Here is a 15,594-nt window from a genome sequence, read left to right as displayed (position 1 = left end):
GCCGGGGCAAAAAGAAGGGCGCCGTTCCCGATGGAAGCGGCGCCCTTGAGAGCTTGGTGTCGGTGAGTCGCTACGCAGCGGCTGCCGACGCCTCTCGGGCGGCCTCGGCAAAGCGTCGGAACGTCTCGGGATCGCGCACGGCGATGTCGGCCAGGACCTTGCGGTCGAGCTCGATGCCGGCCAGCTTGAGGCCGTGGATGAACTCGCCGTAGGACAGGCCGTTGAGGCGCGCGGCGGCGTTGATGCGCGTGATCCACAGGCGCCGGAAGTCGCGCTTGCGGTTGCGGCGATCGCGGTACGCGTAGGTGTCGGCCTTGGTCAAGGCCTCCTTCGCGCGCTTGTAGTTGGAGTTCGCCTCGCCGCGGAAGCCCTTGGTGAGCTCCAGCGTCTTGCGACGCTTCTTCTTGGCGTTGACTGAGCGCTTGACGCGGGTCACTTCTTCTTCGCTCCCAGCAGGACCTTGACGCGGGGCGCGTCGTGATCAGACACGACGAAGCTCTTCCCGAGGTGCCGCTTCTTCTTCGGCGACTTCTTCTCGAGGATGTGGCTCGTGAAGGCGTGGCGAGCCTTGACCTTGCCCTTGGCGGTCAACTTGAAGCGCTTCTTCGCGCCCGAATGAGTCTTCATCTTCGGCATAACGGAGTCGGCCAGTATGGCAGGAACAAGCGCGGTCGCGCGGTCTGGCCGTGCACGTAGGCTAGCGGGGTGGCCGCCACAACCATCAGCAGCAGCCTGATCGGACGCGACGAAGAGCTTTCGACGCTGATGGCCGCGGTCCACGAGGCCGACGCGGGCCGCCCCACGCTCGCCTTCGTGGCCGGGGAGTCGGGCGTCGGCAAGTCCCGGCTGCTCTCGGAGTTCACGCGCCGGGCGCGCGAGGAGGCGGGCGCCAAGGTGCTCAGCGGCGAGTGCGTCGAGCTCGGCGACGGCGAGTTGCCCTACGCGCCGCTCGTCGGCGCGCTGCGGCCGCTGGTCCGGGCGGGCGACCCGGGGCTCCTGGAGCTGCCGGCCCAGGCCCGGTTCGAGCTCGGCGCGCTGCTGCCGGGCCTGGCCGAGGAGGGCGCCGGGTCGCCGGGCAACGGCGGCGGGTCGGCCGAGAGCGAGCGGCGCTCGCAGGCACAGTCGCGGCTGTTCGAGGCGCTGCTGGCCGCGCTCGACCGGCTGGCGCGCGACGTCCCGGTCGTCCTGATCATCGAGGACGTCCACTGGGCCGACCGCTCGACGCGCGACTTCCTGTCGTTCCTGGGCCGCAACCTCGCCGACGAGCGCGTCCTGGTCGCCATGTCCTACCGGCCCGACGAGCTGCACCGGCGCCATCCGCTGCGGCCGCTGCTCGCGGTCCTGGAGCGGACGCCCCAGGCGCGGCGCATCGAGCTGCGCGGGCTACGCCCCGAGGACGTCCGCGCGATGGCCGTCGAGCTGACCGGCCACGAGCCGTCGGCCGAGCAGGTCGAGCGGCTGATCCGGCGCTCGGACGGCAACGCGCTGTTCGTCGAGGAGCTGCTGGCCGCCGGGCCCGGTCCGCTGCCGCCGTCGCTAGCCGACGCCCTGATGGTGCGCGTCGAGCGGCTGCCGCCCGGCGCGCAGGAGGTCGTCCGCGTGCTTTCGGTGGCCCAGCCCGCCGACCATCCGTTGTTGGAGGCCTTGGCGATCGTCGACGACGCGACGCTGCGAGCCGCGCTGCGCGACGCGATCGCGGGGCACGTCGTCGCCGTCGACCACAGCGACCGCTACGTCTTCCGCCACGTCCTGCTGCGCGAGGTCGTCTACGACGACCTGCTCCCGGGCGAGCGCTCCGACCTGCACCTCGCCGTCGCCCGCGCGCTCGAGTCCAAGCTGCCCGGCGACGGCGGCCCGGGGCTCGCCGCGGCCGTCGCCCATCACTTCCACCGGGCCGGCGACCAGCCGCAGGCGCTGCGCTCCGCGATCCTGGCGGCCGACGCCGCGGTGGCCGCGCACGCCGAGGCCGACGCGGCGCAGTTCCTAGAGCGCGCGCTGGAGCTGTGGGAGCGGGTCGTCGAGCCCGAGGCGCTGACCGACCCCAGCCACATCGACCACGTCGACCTGCTGATGCGGACCTCCCGCGCCCATCGCAACACCGACGACGCGCGCCGGGCGACCCTCATCAACGAGGCGCTGCGCGAGGCGCGCGCGCAGGACCCCGACGACCCGCGCGTCCCGGTCCTGCTGCAGCAGCGCGCGATGGCCGAGTGGGGCCTGGGGCGCGGCGAGGCGTCGCGCGCGTCGCTGGACCTCGCGCGCCGGCTGCTGGCCGACGACGCGCCGATCGAGCAGCGGATCTCGCTGACGATCTCCCGGATGAAGCTCGCGACGCTCCAGTCGCGCTACGGGGAGACGACCGCGCTGGCCGAGGAGGTGCTACCGCAGCTGCCCGAGGGCCGCGACGGCGAGATCCTGCGGTCTGAGACCTACAACAACTTCGGGCTCGCGCTGATCATGACCGACCGCCACGAGGAGGGCGTGGCGGCGCTGCGTGAGTCGACGGAGATCGCGACGCGCGTCGAGGACTACGTGCTGCTCGGGATCGCCTTCGTGAACCTGGCCGACGCGCTGCAGCTGTCCGGGCTGCCGCGCGAGGCGCGCGAGGTCACCGAGGAGGGCCTGCGCAAGGTGGAGGACAACGTCCCGGGCCGGGCGTGGCTGCCGACGATGGCGGCCGAGCTGGCGATCGACCGCGGCGACTACGACGACGCCGCCGCGTACCTGCGGCGCACGGGCCGGACGAGCGGGAACACACGGGTCAACGTGGAGCTGCGGCGCGCCGAGCTGGCGCTGTGCCGCGGCGACGACGACGTCGCGCGCGACCTGATCGAGGAGGTCGAGGCGTTGTTGGTGGACTCGCTCGAGCCGCAGTTCGTGGCCGTGGCGGGCGTGCTGCGCGCCGAGATCGATCGCCGGTCCGGGCACCCGGTCGGCGCGCGCGAGGCGGTCGAGAGCGCGCTGGAGCGGCTGGAGTTCTGCTCCGACGACACGGTCCGGTTGGGCCGGCTGGCGCTCACGGGCGTGGCGGTCGAGGCGGATGTCGCGCAGCGCGCGCGGGACCTGGGCGACGCCAGCGCCGAGGCCGACGCGATCGCGCGAGCCGGCGTGATGCTGTCGCGCGCGGAGGCCGCCGCGGCGGCGGGACGGCCGCTGGAGAGCGCCTACCACGCCTCGGCGCGCGCGCAGATGCTGCGGGCCTGCGGGCAGGATCCAGGCGACGCGTGGACCGTCGCCGCGGCGCGCTGGGAGGCGCTGGACCGTCCGCTGGCGGTGGCCGTCGCGCTGTGGCGCGCGGCCGAGGCGTGCCTGGCGCGCGGGCGGCGCGACGGTGCGGCGGAGGCCGCGGGCACCGCGGTCGCGGGCGCGCGCCGGCTCGGCGCGGCGTGGCTCGTCAGCGAGCTGGAGGGGTTGATCGCGCGGGCGCGCCTGACCGTGGAGCCGGGCTCCGACGGCGGCGGTGCGGTGGCCGGCGGCGCGGCGGGGGCCGACGGCGCCGACGCGGGCGACGGGGCCGAAGACGACCCGTTCGGCCTGACCCCGCGCGAGCGCCAGGTGCTGACGCTGGTCGCGCGCGGCGCGACGAACCGGGAGATCGGCGCGGAGCTGTTCATGGCCGAGAAGACCGCGAGCGTGCACGTGTCGCGGATCCTGGCCAAGCTCGACGTGCGCTCGCGCACCGAGGCGGCGGCGGTCGCGCACCGGCTCGGGCTCACGTCGGCCTGACGCACGCCGAAGCGACGGCGCGTGGGCGCCGCCGCGGCGGACGATGCTGCTGGGTGCGGGCCGGCCCGGGGGCCGGCCGCGCGGAGGTGGTTACTCGGCCGCGCGCTCGGCGTCGGCCGCGGGGGCGGCTTCGGCCGCGACGTCGGCGTCCGGCTCGGCGTCGTCGGGCTCGTCGGCTTCGGCCTCAGCCTCGGCGTCGTCGGGCTCGTCGGCTTCGGCCTCAGCGTCGGCGGGTGCCTCGGCGTCGGTCGGCGGGTCGACCGCCGGAGCGGCTTCCGCCTCGGCGACCGCGCCGTCGGCGGCGGTCTCCGGCGCCTCGGCCTCGGCGTCGCCCTCGGCCTTGCCGTCCTCGTCCAGCGTCCCGGCCAGCACGGCCTTGGACGGGCCGAGCATCATGGTCATGTTGCGCCCGTCGAGGTTGGGCCGCTGCTCGATGACGGCGAGCTCCTGGAGCTCCTCCGCCAGACGGTCGAGGATCATGCGGCCGCGCTCGGGATGGGTCACCTCGCGACCACGGAACATGATCGTGATCTTGACCTTGTCCTTGTGGCGCAGGAAGCGCTCGACGTGACCCTTCTTGGTGTCGTAGTCGTGCTGCGCGATCTTCGGCCGGAACTTGATCTCCCGGATGACGATCTGCTGCTGGTGCTTGCGCGCCTGCTTGACCTTCTGGGCCTGCTCGTACTTGTACTTCGAGTAGTCCAGGATCCGGACGACGGGCGGACGCGCCTCAGGCGCGACCTCCACGAGGTCGAGATCGCGATCCTGCGCCATGCGCAGGGCCTGATCGGTCTTCATGACGCCCACCTGCTGGCCATCGTCGCCGATGACGCGTACCTCGGGCACACGGATGCGCTCGTTGACGCGGGTGGTGTCCCGCTCGGGCGGGCGCCGGTCGAATCGTCGAGGGACCGGCACTAGCTGTTGTGGTCGCGCGGCTTCAAGAGCAGGGCGCCGACCGTGTCGTGATGCAAGTCAACGGCACGCAGTATAGACGGATCGTCCACCGGGCTACCAGCGATGGTCGACGGGCTTCAGGACGAGGGTGGCGTGCCGACCACTCGGCCAGTGCTGCAGCCATCCGCCCGCGCGCGCCTACGCGGGGCCCTGCGCGAGGCCCCGGACCACTACGAGCTGCTCGACGCCCGCCTCGTCGGACGGCTGGCGGGGTTCCTCTTCTGCTGCGCGGGCGCGATCGCGGCGCTGCTGCTGGCGCTCGATCCGCCGACCGGCGCGGTGGGCGGCGCCGGGTGGCCGCTGGCGGGCGCGACGGTGGCGCTGGCCTTCGCCTTCGGCGGCGCGATGGTCGTCAACCGCCGGGCGTTCCCGCCGGTGGTCCTGTTCGGGATCGCGCTGAGCGGACCGTCGATGCTGGGCCTGCTGCAGTGGCTGTCCGGTCGCGAGAGCTCCTATGTCCAGCTGCTCATCCTGAGCGTGGTCTGGTGCGCGACGGTCCTGCCCGCGCGCCGCCTGGCGGCGGCGGTCGCCGCCGGCACGGTCGTCGTGTTCCTCCCCATGGCCACGGGCGATTGGGCCGGCGAGATGCTGCCCGAGCGCATCGCGACGCTCGGGATCATGTGGAGCCTGGCGGTCGTCTGCTTCGTCCACGCCAACCGGATGCGCGACGTGCGCCGCTCGCTGCGCGCCGAGGCGGCCGAGGCCGACGAGTTGGCCCGGGTCGACGCGCTGACCGGGCTGGGCAACCGGCGGGCGCTGGACGAGGAGCTGGTCTCCCGCGTCGCCCTCGCGACGCGCACCGGCACCCCGCTGTGCGCTCTGGTCGGCGACCTCGACGGCTTCAAGCAGATCAACGACCGCTTCGGCCACGGGGTCGGCGACGAGATCCTGACCTCCGTCGCCTGGACGATGAAGGACGTCGTCCGCGCGCCCGACTCCTGCTTCCGCTGGGGCGGCGACGAGTTCGTGGTGCTGCTCAGCGACGTCGGCCTCGCCGCCGCCGAGGAGGTCGCCGACCGCATCACGACGACCATCGCCTCCCGCTGCTCGACGCCGGACGCCACACCGGTCTCCCTGACCCTCGGCACCGCCGAGCACCTGCCGGGCCAACCACCCTCCCGCCTGCTGGCGATCGCCGACGCGGCGCTGCTGGCCGCGAAGCCGGGCAGCCGCATCGGCTGATGTCCGACGACGCGGCCAGCCTGCTCGCCGACCTCACCGAAGAGCGGACGGCGTGGCTGGACCTGGGGCGGCGTCAGGCACTGTGGACGGCGTGGACGACGACCGCCCTGGGCGGGCTGTTCGCGCTCGTGCACGCGTTCGGCCTGGACGCCGCGGACGTCGCGGCGTTCGACGGCGAGACGCAGCGGCTGGCTTGGCTGCCGACCCCGCTGCTGATCTCGATCCTCTCCGCGTGCGTCGTCGTCACGGCCACGCTCCGGGTGCTCGCCTGGCGCGCGTCGGTGCGTCTGCGTTGGGTGCGCGGCGCGATGGCGCAGCTCGGCCGGATGCTGGAGGACGAGCGGCGGCTCGCCGGCGTCCTCGACGCGGTCGCGGCGGAGGCCCGCCTCGACACCGACTGGACGCGCGAGCACCTGGCCGCCGGCGTCGCGCGGTGGTGCGGGCTCCCGCCCGACGGGGCGGCCGTGCTCCCGCGCGGGCTGGTCGCGCGGTCGCTGACCGGGCGCCTTCGTGGTCGATCCCGCGACGAGCCCGCCACGCTGCGCGACCTCGCCCGGGTCGCCGGCCCGGCGGACTTCGCGCGGCTCACGATCGCCGGCGGCGTGAGGCACGGGCTGCTGGCCGAGCAGCGCTCGACACGCGAAGAACGCGTCGAGCTCCGCTACCGCCGGACGCGGTAGCGCGCCCCGGCGCTAGTCGGCGGCGACCGCCGCCGCCGGGACGTCCAAGGACCGCTCGTCGGCCACCTCGTCGGCGATCCGCTGGGCGAACTCGTCGACCGTGAGCGTGCCGATGTCGCCTTCCTTGTGACGGCGGACGGACACGGAGCCGGATTCGGCCTCGCGGTCGCCGACGACCAGCATGTAGGGGCTCTTCGAGAGCTCGGCCTCGCGGATCTTGCGCCCGACGGACTCGGTGCGGTCGTCGAGCTTGACGCGGACGCCGGCGGCGCGGAGCGTCTCGGCGAACTCGCGGGCGGCGTCGACGTGGCGGTCGGCGATGGTGAGGATCGTCGCCTGGGTCGGGGCCAGCCACAGCGGGAACTCGCCGGCGTAGTGCTCGATGAGGATCCCGATGAAGCGCTCGAAGGACCCCAACAACGCGCGGTGGATCATCACCGGACGGTGCTCGGCGTTGTCGGCGCCCGTGTAGCTCGCGTCCAGGCGCTCGGGCATCTGGTAGTCGAGCTGGACCGTGCCGAGCTGCCACGAGCGGCCCAGGGAGTCGCGCATGTGCAGGTCGATCTTCGGCCCGTAGAACGCGCCGTCGCCCGGGTTGACCTCGTAGTCGAGGCCCTGGCGCTTGAGCGCGTTCTCCAGCGCCTCCTCCGCGTGGTCCCAGATCTCGTCGGCGCCCAGGCGCTTCTCCGGCCGCGTCGACAGCTCCAGCTTGGGCTCGAAGCCGAACAGCCGGTAGATGTCGAACCCGAAGTCCAGGCAGCCGACGACCTCGTCCTCGATCTGCTCCTCGGTGCAGAAGATGTGGGCGTCGTCCTGCGTGATGTGCCGGACGCGCATCAGCCCGTGCAACGTCCCGGACGGCTCGTGGCGGTGCACCAGCCCCTGCTCGCTGAACCGCATCGGCAGGTCGCGGTAGGAGCGGCGGACGTCCTTGAACAGCTGGACATGGCCCGGGCAGTTCATGGGCTTGAGGCCCATCGGCCGGTCCTCGATGTCCGTGAAGTACATGTTGTCGCGGTAGTTCTGCCAGTGGCCGCTGGCCTTGAACAGCTCGACGTCCCACAGGATCGGCGTCTTGACCTCGTCGTAGCCGCGGCGCCGGTTCTCGGTCCGCCACAGGTCGGTCAGCTGGTTCCAGATCGCCATGCCCGGCGGCTGCCACAGCGGCATGCCCGGCGACAGCTCGGAGAAGGTGAACAGCCCGAGCTCGCGCCCGAGCTTGCGGTGGTCGCGCGCCCGCGCCTCCTCCAGCAGGTGCAGGTAGGCGTCCAGCTCCTTCTGCTTGAAGAACGCCGTCCCGTAGACGCGCGTCAGCATCTGGCGGTCGGAGTCGCCGCGCCAGTACGCGCCCGCCGTGGACTGGAGCTTGAACGCGCCGATCCGCTTGGTCGACGGCGCGTGCGGCCCGCGACAGAGGTCGGTGAACGGCCCGTTGGTGTAGAGCGAGACGCCGTCGACGCCCTCGTTCTTGACGAGGTCCTCGATCAGCTCGACCTTGTAGTCCTGGCCCTCGGCCCGGAAGCGCTCCAGCGCGTCGGCGACCGACAGCTCCTCGCGCACGAACGCCTCGTCGGCGGCCACGTGCTCGCGCATCTTGGCCTCGACGCGCTCGAAGTCCGCGTCGGAGAACGTCACGCCCTCGGGGAAGTCGAAGTCGTAGTAGAAGCCGTTCTCGATCGCCGGGCCGATCGAGATCTTCACGCCCGGGTAGAGCTCCAGCATCGCGGCGGCGAGGACGTGCGCGGTGTCGTGCCGGATCAGCTCCAGAGCTTCGTCGCCCGAGCGGTCGGTGAGGATGCTCACGGTGGCCCCGTCCGGCACCGGCCGGGCGAGGTCCAGCGTTCGCCCGTCGACCTGCACCGCGAGGGCCGCCTTCGCGAGCCCCGGGCCGATCGCCGCTGCCACATCGGCGCCCGTGGCGCCATCGGCGAGCTCGAGCTCCTTGCCGTCCGGGAGGGTGACCTTCATGGCCTGCATCCTAGGTCAGACGGCGCTGCCGACTCGGCAGGAATCGAACTCTCGCTACCGTCTTGGCAGCGGTTCTGCGCAGGGCGTCGCTGTTTCGCAACACGTCGCGCGCCCCGGACCCGCCTGAGCACCACAACGACGCGGGATGGACGCGTGCGCCGGACGGCGTTCCGTCACGCCCGCCTGAAGGAGGGATCCCATGCGATCTCGCACGCTCACCGGAATGACCCTCGCCGGCGGCATCCTCGCCGCCGCGACGGCCGCCCCTGCCGGCGCAGCCACCCTCAGCACCCCCGCCCTGCCGGTCGCCGGCGACGGCCTCGCGCCGATCGTCAAGGTGGCCAAGACCCCGCTGATCCGGCGCGATCTGCGGCTCGCGCGCACGGTGGCCCGTGTGAAGGGCACCAAGCTGAAGCAGAGCTACGCCAAGACGATCCGCGCCTGGTCGATCACGAAGCTGACGCGCCACCACACCCATCTCAAGCGCGAGCTGCGCGCCGCGCGCCGCGCCGCCGAGCAGCGCTCCACCGCGTCCCCCGCCCTCGAGGCGATCGCCGCGTGCGAGTCCGGCGGCAACCCCCGCACGGACACCGGCAACGGCTTCTACGGCAAGTACCAGTTCACCCTTGACACCTGGCAGGCCGTCGGCGGCTCCGGCAACCCGGCGCGCGCATCGGAGGCCGAGCAGGACCGCCGCGCCGCGCAGCTCATGGCGCGGGCCGGCGCGGGCCAGTGGCCCGTCTGCGGCGCCTGAGCCGGCGCGCCGAGACGCCGCGTAAGGTGCTGCGGCATGGACGCCGCCCACCTGCGCTCCGCCTTCCCGGTCCTGGAGCGCACCGCCTACTTGAACGCTGGAACATGCGGGCCGGTGCCCGCCGTCGCCCAGCAGGCGGCCGTCGAGGCCTGGCGCTACGCCACAGAAGAGGGTCGCGGCGGCGCGTTCTACGGCAAGCTCGTCCCGCTCGCCCAGGAGCTGCGCGAGCGCTACGCGCGCCTGCTCAACGCGCCGCCGACCGAGATCGCCCTGATGGCCGGGACCAGCGACGGCTGCGCGCAGGTCGTCGCGAACATCGGGCTCCAGGCGGGCGACGAGGTCGTCACCGCCGACGACGAGCACCCCGGCGTCACCGGCCCGCTGATCGCCGCGCGCGAGCAGCGCGGCGTCAAGGTCGTCGCGGTCCCGCTCGCCGAGATCCCCGCGGCGATCACCGAGAACACCAAGTTGGTCGCGTGCTCGCACGTGTCGTGGCACAGCGGCGCGGTCGCGCCCGTCGCGGACATCGTGAGCGCGGCCAAGCCCTACAACATCCCGATCCTGCTCGACGGCGCGCAGGGCGTCGGCGCGATCCCGGTCGACGTCGCGCAGCTCGGCGTGGACTTCTATGCCGGCTCCGGGCAGAAGTGGCTGTGCGGGCCGGTCGGCTGCGGAATGCTGTGGCTCGCGCCCGCGTGGGTCACCCGGCTCGAGGCTCCCGCGCCGTCCTACGGCGGCCTCACCGACCCGAACGCCGGCATGGCCAGCGGGATCGCCGACGACGCCCGCCGCCACGACACGCCGCTGCGCGACCTCTCCCAGGTCGCGGGAGCCGTCGCCGCGTTCGACGTGCTCGCCGAGGCCGGCCTCCCCGAGCTCCAGGCGCGCGCGATCGCCGGCGCGGCCCGGCTGGCCCAGCGGCTCGCCGACGCCGGCCACGACGTCATCGCACGCGGCGACACCACGCTCGTCTCCTGGACCGCCCCCGGCGGCGACGGCGACCAGGCCATCGCGGTCCGCGACCGCCTCCAGGAGGCCGGCATCACGATTCGCGACCTCCCGGGCGCCGGCCGCCTGCGCGCGTCGTTCGGCGCCTGGAACGACGACGAGGACGTCGAGCGCCTGCTCACGGCGCTGGCCGCGTAGGACACCGTGTCGGACCAGGCGCCCTCCGTCGCGGTCCTCGTGGCCGCCTACCAGGCGGCGCCCTACGTCGGCCAGGCGGTCCGCAGCGCGCTCGCGCAGGAGTACCCGGCCGACCGCGTGCACGTCGTCGTGGTCGACGACGGCTCCACCGACGGCACCGGCGACGTCGTCGCGGAGATCGCGCGCGAGCATCCCGACCGTGTGACGCTCGTCCGCCAGGAGAACCGCGGCAGCGTCGGGGCCGTCAACCGCTGCGCCGAGCAGCCGGCCGCCCAGGACGCCGACCTCCTCGCGATCCTCGACGCCGACGACGCCTGGCCCGCCGACAAGCTCACCGCCCAGGTCGCGCTGCTCCAGGCCCGCCCCGAGGTCGGCCTCGTCTACACCGACATGCGCGTGATCGACGGCGCGGGCACGGTCGTCCAGGAGTCCTGGCTCTCGGACTCCCGCCCGCCGATGGGCCGCTCGTTCTCGACCTTCCTGCGCGAGAACCTCGTGACGGGCTCGTCGATCGTGGTGCGCGGCACGCTGCGCGACGCCCTGTTCCCGATTCCCGACGACATGGCCTGGGCGGACTGGTGGCTGGCCGTGCGCGCGTCGCAGCTGAGCGAGATCGCCTACCTCCCGATCCCGCGCACGCTCTACCGCTTCCACGGGGCCAACATGTCGCTCGGCGCCCAGGGCGCCGCGCGGCTGCGCGAGCTGCGCCACGGCCTGCGGCTGCAGCGCTGGTTCCTGCGCCGCGTGGACGCCGCCGACGTCGGGGTCGACGAGCTCGAGCGCGCGTGGGACGCCTTCGCGCGCCTGGCCGACGAGGCGCGCGTGGCGGCCGGGACGCCGTTCGTCGAGCTGGTCGCGGTCAGCGACCTGGATCGCGCCGAGGCCGCGTCGCTCGCCGCCCGCGCGCGCGACCTGCGCGACGACCGCCAGCTCCACGAGGCCCTCGCCGTGGCGGTGCGCGGCGCCGCCGCCGACCCGTTGAGCGACGACGCGCGCGGCACGCTCGTCGCCCTGCGCGCCGCGCTCGGCCAGGACGCCGTCGGCCCGCGGCCGCTGCGCGGCGCCCGCGCGCTCGTCGTCTGCGTCGCCGCCGACGACCTGCTGCGCGACCCGCCGCTGCTGGCCGCCTGCGCCGCGGCGTTCGGCGACCTGCCCGACGTGACGATCGCGGTCGACGCCGTGGCCTTCGACGCCGCCGAGGCCACCGGCCGGATCTCCGCGCTGGCCGACGAGCAGGGCGTCGCCGACGACCCGCGCCTGGACCTCGCGCTCGTGGTCGGCCCGCTGGACGAGCTCGGCGCCGCACGCCTGCGCGCCGGTCTCGCGGTCCGGATCGGCACGCGCCGGCCGGCCGACGACGTGCCCTGGTTCGGGCCCGATCAGCTCGACGAGGCCCGCACGCTGCTGCTGCTCAGCAGGCCAGCGTCGCCTTCGTCGCCGGGTTGACGCACGACGTCGCCCGCTTGGGCGCCTTGCCCGCGCGGGTCGTCAGCCGCTCCACGTGGATCGCCGTCGCCGCGCCGGCCTCGACGCGCAGCTCGACCACCGTCCCGACCGGCAGCTTCGCCTTCTTGAAGGCCTTGAGGAAGGACACCACCTTGGCCGCGGTGCCGGCCTTCGCCGTCGTCGTCGCGAACGGGCACGCGCTCTTCTTGACCGCCTTGCAGGTCAGCGTCAGCGTGGCGCCCGCGGGCGCGCCGCCGACGCTGAGCTTGCGGAAGATGGTGGACTTGGTGCCCGCGGTCTGCGCGACGGTCAGCGCGATCGCGGGCGACAGCAGCGAGGTCGCGACGCCGTTGCAGTCGTCGTCCTTGCCGTTGCCGGGGACCTCGGTCGCGCCCGGGTGGACGGCCTTGTCGTGGTCGTCGCAGTCGGCGCCGAGCGCGCTGCCGTCGCCGTCGCCGTCGACCCGCGCGGGCGGGGCGCCGGCCGCGCCGGCGCCCGGCCCGGAGCCGCCGGCCCCGCCGGTGTCGACCGTCGCCGACGCGACGCTCTCGCACGAGTCCGGCCCGTCGAGCTGGTCGACGGTCGCCGTGTCGGTCCCGTCGCCGCAGGACACGACGTCGGCGACGCCGTCGCGGGCGCCGAGCACGTCGTCCCCCGCACCGCCGGTCAAGAGGTCCGCGCCCCCGCCGCCGTCGAGCGTGTCGTTGCCGGCACCGCCGGCCAGGATCTCGCCCGCGTTGGAGCCGAGCAGCGTGTCGTCGCCGGTGCCGCCGTCGACGCGCTCGAGGTCGCCGCCGACGTCGTCGGCCTCCCCCACGCTGCCGTCGTCGGCGCCGCCGGCGCCCACCGTCACGCGGACGCCCGCGGAGTAGGGCGCGTAGCTGAGCGTGTCGAAGCCGGTGCCGCCGCGGTAGACGTCGGCGCCGAGGTTGGCCGTGATCGCGTCGTCGCCGGCGCCGCCGGAGACCGTGTCGTCGCCGAAGCCGCCGTCGAGGACGTCGTCGCCCTCGTCGCCGGCGAGCACGTCGTTGCTGGCGTCGGTGCCGCGCAGCGTGTCGCGTCCCGGCCCGCCCGAGATCTCGGCGTGCATGCCGATCGGCAGCGACGGCGTCCCGGTGATCGTGTCGTCGCCCGGGCCGAGTTGGATGACCAGGCGCGTGATGAAGTCGACCGCGCAGGTCACGTTGGTGGCGTTGCCCGTGCAACCCAGGCCGGGCGCCAGGCTCTCACCCGCCGAGCGGTCGATCCCGAGCTTGCCGGCCGTCAGCTTGTAGGTGATGGCGTCGTTCGGGGTCGCGGCGGTCGACGTCACGGTGATCGTGTCGGCGGCCGTCTTGGCGACGGTGATGCTGGCTGACGCGGGACCCGCCGCACCCAGGGCGACGAGCAGCGCCAGCGGGGCGATGAGCCTGCGCATGGCCGGCGAGGGTACGGGTGTCTGGGTCCGGACTGGACGTGTGGACGATGCCCGGTCACACAACTGGGGATGGCGCTCGCGGCGTTATGACCCTAGTTTCCGGGGCCGGCGCCTATCAGAACTCCTCAGCGCTCTGATAGTCGCTTCACTTGCCGATCCGGCAAGGCCGGCGGCGCTGGTGCGGACGACGCGCCGCCCGGGGCGATCATCGACCCCCACGGGGCACCATGGGGCCGGTCTCCGAGCGGGGACCGGCCCTCCCGCGTCGTGCCGCGTGGTCACGCGGGCGAGGGTGACGGCTCGGGCTCGGCGACGTCGGCCTGCTCCGCCGGGCCCGGCGTCAGGACCGCCCCCGCGATCACCGCGACGAACCCGACGAGGCGCGCGATCAGCGCCAGCGTCCCGTCGGGCAGCGGCTCGTCGAAGACCAGCGGGCCGGCCGCGATCGTCACGACGTTGGCCGCCGCGCTCGTGATCGCGATGACCGCGACGGCCGGGCCGAGCTGCAGCGAGCGGGCCGAGACGACGAGGCCGATCAGCGACAGCGCGGTGATCACGGCCGCCTGCGGCGTCAGGAGCGCCCACAGCCAGTGGTCGAGCAGCTCGCCGGACGCCGCCTTGATCGTCACGTCGCTGCCGCCCCACAGCAGGCCGGCGCCGACGGCGAGGACAGGCCCGGCGCGGTGCGTGTCGCCGACGACCGCGGCGCAGCACGCGAAGGCGGCGGCGGTGAGGATCCCGACGTACAGCACGAGCGTGGCGGTCTCGTAGTCGCGGTGCGCGCTGTGGCCCGTGTTGCCGAGCGTGGCGGCCAGCAGCGCGAGGCCGGCCGCGGTGATCGCGACGCCGATCCAGTCCCGGCGGGTGACCGAGAGCCCGAACACGCGGTCGGCGAGCGGGGTCAGCAGGACGAGGCCGCCGGCGATCACCGACTGCACGAGGCTGATCGGGGCCAGCGCCAGCGCGCCGACGTGGAAGAACCAGGCGCCGGTCGCGACGACGATCCCGAGCGTCCACCACCGGTTGGCGAACAGCGCGCCCGTCGAGCGCAGCGGATGCCGCCACTGGACGGCGGGCGCGTCGACCGCGCCCCGCTGCTTGAAGAGGAACCCGAGCAGCGCGACGACCGCGCAGCACAGCGCGAGCAGGAGTCCGAAGGCGACGGAAAGCGACAGAGAGAGGCGCCCACCGGAATCGAACCGGTGTAAACGGCTTTGCAGGCCGCTGCGTAGCCACTCCGCCAGGGCGCCGGGTGGATGCGCAAGGGTAGACCAGCGGGCGGCCGGTTGTCCGGTCGACGGCTGCCGGAACGTCATTCAAGAGGAGCCCATGCCCAACATCCATGACCCCGAGTTCGACGTGGCGCAGGACGCCGCGCCCTATGCGTGGAGGCGCGCGCGCCTGGGACGCGCCGCCGGATCGCGCGCCTTGGGCGCGTCGGTCTTCGCGCTGCCGCCGGGGAGCGCGACGTTCCCGCTGCACGCGCACCTGCACAACGAGGAGCTGCTGGTGGTGCTGAGCGGGACGCCCACGCTGCGGGTCCTCGACGGCACCACGCGCGTGCTGGCCTCGGGCGAGGTCGTGGCGTTCGTGGCCGGCCTGGCAGGCGCGCACGAGCTGCGCAACGAGTCCTCCGCCGAGGTCCGGCTCCTGATCGTCTCCACCATGGTCGCGCCCGAGGTCAACGTCTTCCCGGACACCGGCGAGCTGTGGGTCCGCGATTACGTCCCGGGCACCGACCCGCCCGCTGACGCCTTCGACGTCAGAGCACCGCTGCCCGCCGACGATTGCTAGTCTTCCCGGCACCCCAGGGGCGATTAGCTCAGCTGGGAGAGCGCCTGCTCGACAAGCAGGAGGTCACTGGTTCGAGCCCAGTATCGCCCACTTCGAAAGGCCCGCGAGCAGCGGGCCTTTCGCTTTTCCGGGAGTACGGCAACCGCCCTCCACGAGTACGGCAGTCCTGCGGATGGCGGCCGGCCCCGGGCGCCTTACGGTCGGTGAACACCACCACCCACCGATCCCGGAGGATCACATGCCCACCTACCTGATCGAGCGCGAGATTCCCGGCGCGAGCTCCCTCACCGACGAGGAGCTGCGCGGGATCACCGCGACGTCGAACGACGTCGTCGCCGGTCTCAGCCGCCCATACACCTGGCGGCACAGCTACGTCGCCGGCGACAAGATCTACTGCGTCCACGACGCCGAGAACGCCGAGGACGTGCTCGAGCACGCGCGGTGCGGCGGGTTCCCCGCGAACCTCGTCGCCGAGGTCTCGGCCGTCTTCGACGCGACCGGCCCGCGCGAGCTTCCGGTCTGAC

Annotated in this window: 14 protein-coding genes and 2 tRNA genes; 9 read left to right on the top strand and 7 right to left on the bottom strand. The window is 73.8% G+C overall.

The window, feature by feature from the left end; all coding sequences use genetic code 11:
* Nucleotides 1–70 precede the first annotated feature (70 nt).
* Together rplT and rpmI are read right to left on the bottom strand one after the other, a co-directional pair.
* Entirely contained in the window at nt 71–436 is a 366-nt protein-coding gene (gene rplT, locus DSM104299_RS12700; protein WP_272477678.1) for a 50S ribosomal protein L20, read from the bottom strand.
* The gene (gene rpmI / locus DSM104299_RS12695; protein ID WP_272477677.1) at nt 433–636 is read right to left on the bottom strand and encodes a 50S ribosomal protein L35; all 204 of its coding nucleotides are present in this window, start codon (nt 634–636) and stop codon (nt 433–435) included. The genes rplT and rpmI overlap by 4 nt, the downstream gene beginning before the upstream one ends.
* A gap of 69 nt (nt 637–705) precedes the next feature.
* Here rpmI and DSM104299_RS12690 point away from each other — a divergent pair, with 69 nt between their 5' ends.
* Nucleotides 706–3,726, top strand: coding sequence for a helix-turn-helix transcriptional regulator (locus DSM104299_RS12690; RefSeq protein ID WP_272477676.1), 3,021 nt, complete (start codon nt 706–708; stop codon nt 3,724–3,726).
* 90 nt (nt 3,727–3,816) lie between these two features.
* Here DSM104299_RS12690 and infC read toward each other — a convergent pair whose 3' ends face one another.
* On the bottom strand, nt 3,817–4,572 hold the full coding sequence (gene infC / locus DSM104299_RS12685; RefSeq protein ID WP_432419770.1) for a translation initiation factor IF-3: 756 nt from the start codon (nt 4,570–4,572) through the stop codon (nt 3,817–3,819).
* Nucleotides 4,573–4,794: 222 nt separating this feature from the next.
* On the opposite strand from infC, the gene DSM104299_RS12680 reads away from it, so the two are divergent.
* Nucleotides 4,795–5,865 carry a GGDEF domain-containing protein gene (locus DSM104299_RS12680; RefSeq protein WP_272477674.1) on the top strand — a complete coding sequence of 357 codons (1,071 nt, stop codon included), beginning with the start codon at nt 4,795–4,797 and terminating at the stop codon, nt 5,863–5,865.
* The gene (locus DSM104299_RS12675) at nt 5,865–6,545 is read left to right on the top strand and encodes a hypothetical protein (protein ID WP_272477673.1); all 681 of its coding nucleotides are present in this window, start codon (nt 5,865–5,867) and stop codon (nt 6,543–6,545) included. The genes DSM104299_RS12680 and DSM104299_RS12675 overlap by 1 nt, the downstream gene beginning before the upstream one ends.
* Before the next feature lie 12 nt (nt 6,546–6,557).
* Here DSM104299_RS12675 and thrS read toward each other — a convergent pair whose 3' ends face one another.
* Nucleotides 6,558–8,522 (bottom strand): threonine--tRNA ligase, encoded by a 1,965-nt coding sequence (gene thrS, locus DSM104299_RS12670; RefSeq protein ID WP_349294512.1) that lies wholly within the window; start codon nt 8,520–8,522, stop codon nt 6,558–6,560.
* 190 nt (nt 8,523–8,712) lie between these two features.
* Here thrS and DSM104299_RS29555 point away from each other — a divergent pair, with 190 nt between their 5' ends.
* The 3 genes from DSM104299_RS29555 to DSM104299_RS12655 are packed head-to-tail and all read left to right on the top strand — an operon-like array spanning nt 8,713 to nt 11,859.
* A complete protein-coding gene (locus DSM104299_RS29555; protein WP_272477671.1) occupies nt 8,713–9,267 on the top strand; it encodes a transglycosylase family protein in 555 nt (184 codons plus the stop codon).
* A gap of 36 nt (nt 9,268–9,303) precedes the next feature.
* Nucleotides 9,304–10,413 carry an aminotransferase class V-fold PLP-dependent enzyme gene (locus tag DSM104299_RS12660; RefSeq protein ID WP_272477670.1) on the top strand — a complete coding sequence of 370 codons (1,110 nt, stop codon included), beginning with the start codon at nt 9,304–9,306 and terminating at the stop codon, nt 10,411–10,413.
* Nucleotides 10,414–10,419: 6 nt separating this feature from the next.
* The gene (locus DSM104299_RS12655) at nt 10,420–11,859 is read left to right on the top strand and encodes a glycosyltransferase (RefSeq protein ID WP_272477669.1); all 1,440 of its coding nucleotides are present in this window, start codon (nt 10,420–10,422) and stop codon (nt 11,857–11,859) included.
* On the opposite strand, the gene DSM104299_RS12650 is transcribed toward DSM104299_RS12655, so the two are convergent.
* The 3 genes from DSM104299_RS12650 to DSM104299_RS12640 form a co-directional block, all read right to left on the bottom strand.
* Nucleotides 11,825–13,276 carry a MopE-related protein gene (locus DSM104299_RS12650; RefSeq protein ID WP_272477668.1) on the bottom strand — a complete coding sequence of 484 codons (1,452 nt, stop codon included), beginning with the start codon at nt 13,274–13,276 and terminating at the stop codon, nt 11,825–11,827. The two genes, DSM104299_RS12655 and DSM104299_RS12650, sit on opposite strands and share 35 nt — an antisense overlap.
* A 278-nt stretch (nt 13,277–13,554) precedes the next feature.
* A complete protein-coding gene (locus DSM104299_RS12645) occupies nt 13,555–14,214 on the bottom strand; it encodes a hypothetical protein (RefSeq protein ID WP_272477667.1) in 660 nt (219 codons plus the stop codon).
* Nucleotides 14,215–14,455: 241 nt separating this feature from the next.
* A tRNA-Cys gene (locus tag DSM104299_RS12640) sits at nt 14,456–14,526 on the bottom strand.
* A 79-nt stretch (nt 14,527–14,605) separates the two neighbouring features.
* Here DSM104299_RS12640 and DSM104299_RS12635 point away from each other — a divergent pair.
* The 3 genes from DSM104299_RS12635 to DSM104299_RS12625 all read left to right on the top strand — a co-directional run bounded on the left by DSM104299_RS12635 (nt 14,606) and on the right by DSM104299_RS12625 (nt 15,593).
* Complete coding sequence (locus DSM104299_RS12635) at nt 14,606–15,070, top strand: cupin domain-containing protein (RefSeq protein ID WP_272477666.1); 465 nt, start codon at nt 14,606–14,608, stop codon at nt 15,068–15,070.
* Nucleotides 15,071–15,087: 17 nt separating this feature from the next.
* Nucleotides 15,088–15,160 (top strand) — tRNA-Val (locus DSM104299_RS12630).
* 148 nt (nt 15,161–15,308) lie between these two features.
* The gene (locus tag DSM104299_RS12625; RefSeq protein WP_272477665.1) at nt 15,309–15,593 is read left to right on the top strand and encodes a DUF4242 domain-containing protein; all 285 of its coding nucleotides are present in this window, start codon (nt 15,309–15,311) and stop codon (nt 15,591–15,593) included.
* Nucleotide 15,594 lies beyond the last annotated feature (1 nt).

The organism is Baekduia alba (assembly GCF_028416635.1).
Taxonomy (GTDB): domain Bacteria; phylum Actinomycetota; class Thermoleophilia; order Solirubrobacterales; family Solirubrobacteraceae; genus Baekduia; species Baekduia alba.
This window is presented reverse-complemented; position numbering and strand designations above follow the sequence as displayed.